Consider the following 9,003-nt stretch of genomic DNA (forward strand, 5'->3'; position numbering starts at 1 on the left):
AGACTCAGTTTCCACTCTCGTGCAATCTATCCATGCCCTCGCTCAAAGTCTCCGCCCAGGAGTTAAACCGAATCAAGCAGCTTAGGAAGGTGAGACACTGGGCAATTGAAGACAGGCAGTGGTTAATTGCTGCTAGCCAAACTCTTGACTCCGCCACCGACTGGGGCTCTGAAGCTTACGCAGGCCAACAAATTTTTGCACCTGGTGTTTCTCTTTCTACTTGGAAGCGGTTTTTACGGGGCGAGGCCATCAACGCGAAAATCTTTAAGGTTTTCTGTCAAGTTCTGGAACTACCTTGGCAATCGGTTGTAGAGCTAGAGGAAGCAGCAGGAGTTGATGCTCCACCAGTTGCGTCTGATGTATCTCTATCCTGTTATCAGGATTGGGGAGAGGCTCCGGAAGTTCCCGTGTTTTTTGGGCGATCGCAGGAATTGAGCACTCTGGAACAATGGATTCTAGCAGAGCGGTGCCGTCTAGTCGCAATTTTGGGTATTGGTGGCACTGGCAAAACGGGGCTCTCGTTGAAATTTGGCTCCGGTGGGATGGGCAAGACTAACCTATCTCTCGCCTTGGCTCAGAATATTCAGGATGAGTTTGAGTGTATCATTTGGCGATCGCTCCTCAATGCTTCTTCCTTGGCTACTTTACTGGTAGATCTGATCCAGATTCTCTCAAATCAGCAGGAATCAACCCTGCCAAATACTTTAGAAGACAGTCTTTCTCGGTTATTGCATTACCTGCAATCGCGACGGTGTTTGCTGATTTTAGATAACGTAGAAACGATTCTGCAAGGCGGAGATGTCGCAGGGCAATATCGACCAGGATATGAAGGCTACGGACAACTGTTCAAGCAACTCGGAGAAGTGCCCCACCAAAGCTGCCTATTGCTCACTAGCCGGGAGAAGCCACGAGAAGTAGCGCGTTTAGAAGGTCGCAATCGGCCTGTGCGATCGCTGGAGCTAGGAGGTTTAGGAGTCACCGATGGACAACAGATTTTTGCTGAGATCGATGAGTTTTCTGGTTCCGAACAGGATTGGCAAGAACTGATTGCGCTCTACCACGGTAATCCCCTAGCATTAGAGCTAGCCGCCAAACATATTCGCGATGTTTTCTGTGGCAGCATTAGCGAGTTCCTCAAATATGGCAAGCCCATCTTTCATGACTTGCAAGACTTACTTGGTTGGTACTTTCAGCGCTTAACCGACCAAGAGATTGAGGTAATTTATTGGTTGGTAATCAATCGCGAGCCAGTCGCGATCGCTCAATTAAGTGAGGATCTCCTCTCTCCCATCTCTAAGGAGCAACTACCCACCACGCTGCAATCTCTGCAACGCCGCTTGGCGCTAGAAAAAACTGGCGACCGCTTTACGCTGCATCCGGTGTTGATGGAGTACTTCGCGGCTCAATTCATTCAGGCGATCGCAGCGGAGATCCAAACAGGCGATATACGTTTCTTCAAAAGTCATGCTTTGCTGAAGGCGATCGCGAAAGACTATATCCGTGAAGCTCAAAAGCAACTAATTCTCCAGCCACTCACAGATCAGCTTTTGGCTAAACTAGGCGAATTTGCAGCGGTTGAACAACAACTAAACCAACTTTTGGCAGAGTTGCGAGGTAAACCTTCATCGTACACAGGCTATGCGGCAGGTAATATCCTCAATCTACTTTGCCATCTAAAAGTAGACTTGAGCGATCGCGATTTCTCTGATCTAGCAATTCGCCAAGCTTATTTAGCCAATGTCTCCTTACCTCGGACCAATTTCACTCATACCACTATCGAGCAATCTGTTTTTACCGAAACCACTGGCAGCATTCTCGCCCTTGCTTTCAGCCCTGATGGTAATCTGCTGGCAACCGGAGAAATTGATGGCATTCTCCGTCTTTGGCATGTGCCGACGGGAAGGCAAATTCTTACCTGGAAAGGACATAGCAGTTGGGTTGGCTCTGTCGCTTTCAGCCCCGATGGTACTATCTTAGCGAGCGGCAATTATGACCATACCATTCGCTTTTGGGACGTTGCGACCAAGACCCGTCTGAGAGTGCTGGAAGGACATACTAGCTGGGTGCAGCATATTCTATTTAGTCCGGATGGCCAGTTTCTATTCAGTGCTAGCAATGATCAAACAGTCAGAATTTGGCAAGTTAGCTCAGGTATCTGCCTCAAAGTCTTGGAAGGGCATCGCGATCGCGTTTGGAGAGTAGCTCTTAGTCCTGATGGTAAATTACTCGCTAGTGGCAGTTCTGATAAGACGATCCGCTTGTGGGATGCTCTGAGCGGAGAATGTTTACGGGTTTTGGAGGGACACCAAAACTGGGTTCGATTCGTAGAGTTTTACCCCAGTAATGACACACTTCTGAGTATTGGAGATTATGAAACAGTTAGGAGATGGAACTATCACACAGGTGAGTGTTTAACCATCTTACAAGATCCTGGAGATTGGGTACTCTCTGGTGTCTATGACCCACCTGGGGAACTCGTAGCAATCGCTGATTCTCAAAATAGAGTGCAGCTTTGGAACTTAGAAAATTGGTGTTGTGAAAAGGTATTAGAAGGACATTCTAACCAGATCTCAGCGATCGCGTTCAGCCCGGATGGTGCGATCTGCGCTACAGGCGGAGAAGATCAAGTCTTGAAATTATGGGATGTTGACTCTGGGCGATTGAACAGAACATTCCACGGCTTTAAAGATGAGATTTTTGCTCTTGTCCATGCTCACGATCGCCACTGGTTAGTGAGCGGCCATAACAATGGCATGATTCACTTCTGGAATCCCTCATCTGGAGAATGCCACAAATCCCTAAAAGGCCACGCTGCCAGAATTTGGTCGCTTGCTTTCAATTCAGATAATTCGATGCTTGCTAGTAGTAGCAGTGACTCATCTATTCGGCTATGGGATGTCCAAACGGGTGAGTGTAGTCGAGTGCTAAAAGGAAATACTTATTGGTTTTGGGCGATCGCTTTTAGCCCCGACGACAACATACTGATCAGCGGTGCGGGGAATGGACTGATTCAGTTTTGGGATGTGCAGTCAGGTAAATGTTTAAGAGCGATCGCAGCACATCAAGGCCGTACTTGGTCTCTCTCTTGTAGTCCAGACGGAAAGACGTTGGTTAGTGGAGGACAAGATTTAGTCATCAAGTTCTGGGATTTAGCGACTGGGGAATATCTAGCAGAATTACCCCCTGTAGAGCATCGTGTTTGGTTAACCGAATTTAGCCCCAACGGTCAAATCCTAGCTTGCAGTAGTCCTGATGGCACCTTAAGTTTATGGGATGTGGCAACTCGTACCTGCTTGCACTTCCTTCACGGCCACTCAAAGCAAACTTGGCGGGTGAGATTTAGTCAAGATGGTAAAACGTTAGCCAGTTGTAGCGATGACCAAACGGCTCGGATTTGGGATGTTGCTACCGGGAAATGCCTGCAAGTGTTTATGGGTCACACTCATACAGTTAATTCAGTCTGCTTTATTCCCGACGGCAAAACCCTATCCACTGGTAGCCAAGACGGCACCATTCGCCTTTGGGATATTGATACGGGAGAATGCCTTAACGTTCTACGCGCCCCTCGCCCTTACGAAGGCATGAAGATTACAGGTATAACAGGGCTAACTGATGCCGAGAAGGAGACACTACATCTTTTGGGCGCAGTGAGTTAGGAAGCGATCGCCTCTCTCGGAAAACCAATCTTGAGCAATAACTCCTGCCAACGCTCCTGCGGTAGACTACCTCCTGATGCTTGATCATGCCCGTGACCGTAGCTGCCTTCTCCTTCAGAGATCTGCTGTGCCCGGAGAAATTCCAACACATTGGCACTGGTAGAGCGGGCGGAGAAGTTAACTCGGCCAGGGAGATAACCGGAATTAGCCACGATCACAATATGTTTAGGGAGACGAGTGCGCCAACTTTGAGCCAGCAGGGGGTGAATTTGGCAGGGAGACTTAACTTGAATCAACGCCACATCCCCCGCGAAAACAGGTGCCGCTTTGCGGCCTGCCTCCATTGCTGCTTTCACCTCTGCCCGCGCCGATCGCAACTGTTGCATGGCATCTGAGGTAGAGTTCACCAATTCCTTAGGGTTGCTATGCGTGAGTAGGGCTTGAGCTGCGGCTTCTGGGTTATAGTGAGAGGCTCGGCGGATGGCATTAATGAGAACCGTTGCCTCTTTTAAGTATTTGGCGGTGTACTTGCGCTTAGCAGTACTCAACAACTCAAAAGGAGCCCGATCGCCCAAGTCACTCACAATCCCAATTGCGGCAATCCAATCTAAATCTGAGATATCCGCGATCGCTTGGCACAGATCCCAAACTAGGAGCGATGTATTCGGCACAGGGTCCCAAGTGTAAGCACTAATGAGTGTATCTCCGGGTGGCACTCCTTCGGGGTGGTGATGATCGATAAAACAGGTGGGAACACCTGCCAATACAGGTTCAGTTTGACTGCCCAAATCCAGGACAAACAAGCGATCGGGATGCTCCGCCTTGACGCGATCGCGGTTGTTAGCTGTCCAAGCATTACGTTCGCGATCGGGAATCACACGGGTAGGAGCGACAAACCCAGCTCGCTGAAAGGCTTGCTGCCATACGACTCCCGCCGTCACACCATCAGCATCAGAGTCATGTAGTGCCACCAATTTACTAGCGGTAGAAATGCCTCCGACAAACTGTGCGAACACGGTATAAGCTGCTGCCAAGTTGTGAGTGAAATCCGTTCTAGTTTCCAGTTTTTGCGTCATGATCGATAAGTTCTCATGTTTCTGCGAGCCGACGGACTGTTTCTAGCGTGTCAATCTCTTCCGGTGGCTTATCATGCCGTATCCGCACAATCCGAGGAAAGCGCAGGGCATAGCCGCTCTTGTGGCGCTTGGAGAGTTGGACGCGATCGAACGTCACTTCCAGAACAATTTGAGGCTCCACGACATGCACTTTGCCATGAGCAAACTCCTGTACCGTATGCGCTTGGAACCAAGTAGATAGCTCTGTTACTTCCAGATCCGTCAAACCAGAGTAAGCTTTACCCACATTCAGCAAAGTAGGATCGGTTTCACTAGCTCGCACAGCAAAGGTGTAATCGGAGAGAAATCGACTACGCTTGCCAGTGCCCACTTCTGCCGCTGTTACCACTACATCCAGGGTGGCGATCGCCCGCTTGATTTTTAGCCAATCCTTACCCCGCCGTCCTGGTTTGTAGGTAGAGTTGAGCGCCTTGACCATCAATCCTTCGTTACCGCGATCGCGAGCTGCGAGAAATTCTGCATCCAAAGCCGTGGCATCGCTAAAGCGTTGTGAGACTGCCCGACGAACTCTCGGTATCGCCAGTGGCAGCATCGTTAATGCCGCTTGACGCTGCACATACGGCTCCTCTATTAACACCATGCCATTTTGGTAGAGCAGATCATAGGCAACAAACGCCACAGGCACTTCAGCTAATAGTTTTTCTGTAGGGGCTTTACGTCCCAACCGCTTTTGTAGTTCCTGAAAGGGGAGAATTTGCTCACCTCGGAACGGCACAATTTCGCCATCCAAAATCAATTCTGTGGTTTCTCCTTCTTCAGTCCCTCTTGCTAAAGCAGCCAATGGAGCCAACAAGTCTGGGAAACTCGTTGTGATGTCATCTAAGGTGCGAGAAAAAAGAGCCACCCGAATGCCATCAATCACGATTCCGTGAGCCGATTTATTTGCTGGATCGGCGGGAGCAATATGGGCTTGGGCTCGAATGCCATCGTATTTATCCTCAACCGCAAATTCTCCTGGTAACAGTCGGGATACTTCTACCAAATCCTCAGCGGGACTCGCCAACATAAACTTAATTGGATGAAATAGCTGCATTTGGGCTTGCTCTAGCTGGCCGTGACGAGCCAATACAGCCGTCGCCCCAATATCCCCTAGCAACATATTTACCCACTGAATCCGCTCTACCTTTTGCTTTGCCAGTCGAGCGATCGCATCTTCTACCGCGCCTTCTTTGAGACCAATCCGCAGATCTCCAGATAACAGCTTGATCAAATACTTTGCTTCTAAGGGAGTCGCGCGTTTCAGCAGTTTGACTACCCACTCTAGTTTGCGCTTGGAGCCTTTGGTTTTGGCAATTTGCTCTAGGGCGATCGCGACATCGGTAAGATCAAGAGAAGATAAGGCGCGATCGGGAAACACAGCAGCCGTGACATCACCTAAGTCTCCCAGTTTGACCAACTGCGTCTTGAGCGTCTCCAACTCAATCTTCGTAATCAGCATCAAAGCTGACAACAGAGTCGCCCCTCCAACCTTAGTTGTTCTTTGCTCCTTCAAAGGAAACACATAGCCTGCAAAATAACGAGCTGCATAAGCTAGTTGCTCATCGCTGAGGCTATTAAAGTAGTGACCCAGTAAAGCAGACTTGGCCAAGCGTTTCGTTGTGGCACCCACCTGTTCTGCCACTTGGGCAAACCGCCGAAAGGCACCCATCTGAGCACCTGTGCCAGAATCAACCCCAACTTTAACCACAGGGGTGGTGAGTGAGTTAGCGCCAAGATCTCCCGAAGTCATGGATGGTAGTAAAGCGACTTGTATCGAGTTGCCCAGCAAAACGGTTCTCCCTTTTCAACGTTTTGTGCGGCTCACTCTAGCCAGAAAGGCAAAAGAACAGAGAACTCAACCAGGAATGATTCAAATATAGTCACGGTGGGGGGTCACAGCCTCTATCTTTTGGTACGACCCGCAGGAGCGATCGCGGCTCACTGCCCTGCCGCAAGAGTTATTGCTAAAAGATCTGACTTTCTCCAGACCTTTTCTGACCCTCAGAATGTAGGACAACACGTTAAAGTTGGCTGGGAGTTAAGTATTAGAGGTCTGAGCTAACAAGATTGCTGAGACAACGCAGTTTAGAACGCAATCAGTAAACCAATTTTATTTAAGTAATAAATTATACTCACGCAATCCACCTGTGATTTCATTTAAGATTTGATGGATTATTTTTTAATGTCAACTTTTACAAGGATCAAATCACTTCTTTTTTAAGGTTTAAATTACTTTTTGATTGTTATTTCTTAATATATAAAAATCCTTTAAATGCCTTCCAGTAGAACTTTAAGGCGCTCACTAGTTCAAAAATGATGAAAATACAGAGTGTGTGGGCGATCGCTTGCTCTACTTTCAACAAAGCACCAAATTATTATGAAGAAATTCATAAAAAGACTGTAAAGCAGAAAGACGTGTAGTAGATTTTACAGGTAGGGTGCTGTATCTTCGATGTACATTCACGGAGTAAGTGTTGTTAGTACATCGAAGCAAACTGACGGCAAGCCTATAAACCCGTCAGATTACTGAATCAGGTTTTCGTCTGCCGAATGGTTCCATCTGCTGCGACAGCATCTTTTATGCTAAGCAGCTGGCCCAACTCGTTGCGATCGCGCTAACAGTTTTTATCTCTGTAGAGCAGAAAAGTTGCGGTAATCATCGTTGCCGCTCTAATTCTGCTGCCGTTCCCTTATTCAACCGTTTGAGATCAGCCCATGACCGCTACTTTGCAAAAAGCTCCAGCCGCTTCTCTCACTTTCAGCACCTCAGCCGCTAGCCGCGAAATTGTCTTCATTGATCCAGCCGTAACCGATTACCCAGATTTGGTCGCAGGGGTGCGATCGGGCGTTGAAGTCATTGTGTTGGAGGCAATGGCGGATGGAGTGGAGCAAATTAGCAGTGTTTTAGCTCAGCGCCAAAATTTAACCGCTGTGCATGTGGTATCTCACGGCTCACCCGGACGAGTGCAACTGGGTACCAGCGAACTGAGCCTAGAAACCATCGATCGCTACTCCTGGGAACTGCAAGCCTGGGCCGAATCCCTTACTAATACCGCAGAGTTGCTGATCTATGGCTGTGAAGTAGCTAAGGGCGATCGCGGTTGGGTCTTTGTCAATATGCTGCATAGCTTGACAGGCTCAAACATAGCAGCTTCGGCAATTAAAACAGGCTGTGCAGTGCAGGGTGGCAATTGGGCCTTAGAAGTTGCCACTACGCCTAGAATGGCTAATTTAGCATTTACAACTTCTGTGCTTGAGCAGTATGAAGGTACGTTGAACTCTGAGCCAGTGCAATACAACCTCAACTTAGGTACCGATAGCTCCCACCCCAGCGACTTTACAGATGTCAACGGGACGCTGTATTTCAGCGCTCAAAACAGCGCCAATGGTAGAGAACTATGGAAGATTGACCCCGCCACCGGTAGCCCAGTGCGAGTCACAGATATTGAAGCAGGTGCAGGCAGTTCCTCTCCTGAGAATCTCACCAATGTCAACGGCACGCTCTACTTCCGTGCCTACAACAGCACCAATGGCGCTGAACTGTGGAAGATTGACCCTGCCACGGGTAATGCTGTCCTTGTTAAGGATATCTATCCGGGCACAACAAGCTACTACAACTATTATTCTGATAACTACACTACTTATCCCAATAGTTCAGATCCTGGCAATCTAACCAACGTCAACGGCACGCTCTACTTCCGTGCCTACAACAGCGCCAATGGCTATGAACTGTGGAAGATTGACCCCACCACCGGTAATCCAGTGCGCCTCGAAATTGAAGCAGGTAGCAGTTCTAATCCGGAATCCCTTACTAACATCAACGGCACCCTCTACTTCCGTGCCTACAACAGCGCCAATGGCTATGAACTGTGGAAGATTGACCCCGCCACTGGGAACCCAGTACGAGTCACAGATATTGAAGCGGGTCCAGGCAGTTCCTTTCCATATTATCTAACTAACGTCAACGGCACCCTCTACTTCCGTGCCACCAACAGCGCCAATGGCTATGAACTGTGGAAGATTGACCCCGCCACTGGGAACCCAGTACGAGTCACAGATATTGAAGCGGGTCCAGGCAGTTCCGACCTAACCTCTCTAACCAACGTCAACGGCACCCTCTACTTCCGTGCCACCAACAGCGCCAATGGCTCTGAACTGTGGAAGATTGACCCCGCCACGGGTAACCCAGTGCGCCTAGAGATTGAAGCAGGTACAGGCAGTTCCTCTCCCTA

At 48.9% G+C, this 9,003-nt stretch carries 4 protein-coding genes; 2 read left to right on the plus strand and 2 right to left on the minus strand.

All coding sequences use genetic code 11. The annotated features are described in order from the left end of the window. Nucleotides 1–89 precede the first annotated feature (89 nt). On the plus strand, nt 90–3,656 hold the full coding sequence (locus H6F72_RS21010; protein ID WP_199299220.1) for an NB-ARC domain-containing protein: 3,567 nt from the start codon (nt 90–92) through the stop codon (nt 3,654–3,656). Here the strand turns inward: H6F72_RS21010 and H6F72_RS21015 are convergent. Both H6F72_RS21015 and H6F72_RS21020 read right to left on the minus strand, forming a co-directional pair. Next, nucleotides 3,653–4,732: a DHHA1 domain-containing protein gene (locus tag H6F72_RS21015; protein ID WP_190440306.1), complete on the minus strand. Its 1,080-nt coding sequence runs from the start codon at nt 4,730–4,732 to the stop codon at nt 3,653–3,655. The genes H6F72_RS21010 and H6F72_RS21015 overlap by 4 nt on opposite strands. Before the next feature lie 13 nt (nt 4,733–4,745). After that, entirely contained in the window at nt 4,746–6,521 is a 1,776-nt protein-coding gene (locus H6F72_RS21020; protein ID WP_190440311.1) for an ATP-dependent DNA ligase, read from the minus strand. 965 nt (nt 6,522–7,486) lie between these two features. On the opposite strand from H6F72_RS21020, the gene H6F72_RS21025 reads away from it, so the two are divergent. After that, on the plus strand, nt 7,487–9,003 hold a 1,517-nt coding region (locus H6F72_RS21025; RefSeq protein ID WP_190440314.1), incomplete at its 3' end, for a DUF4347 domain-containing protein.

It is taken from the genome of Trichocoleus sp. FACHB-46 (assembly GCF_014695385.1).
Classification (GTDB): domain Bacteria; phylum Cyanobacteriota; class Cyanobacteriia; order FACHB-46; family FACHB-46; genus Trichocoleus.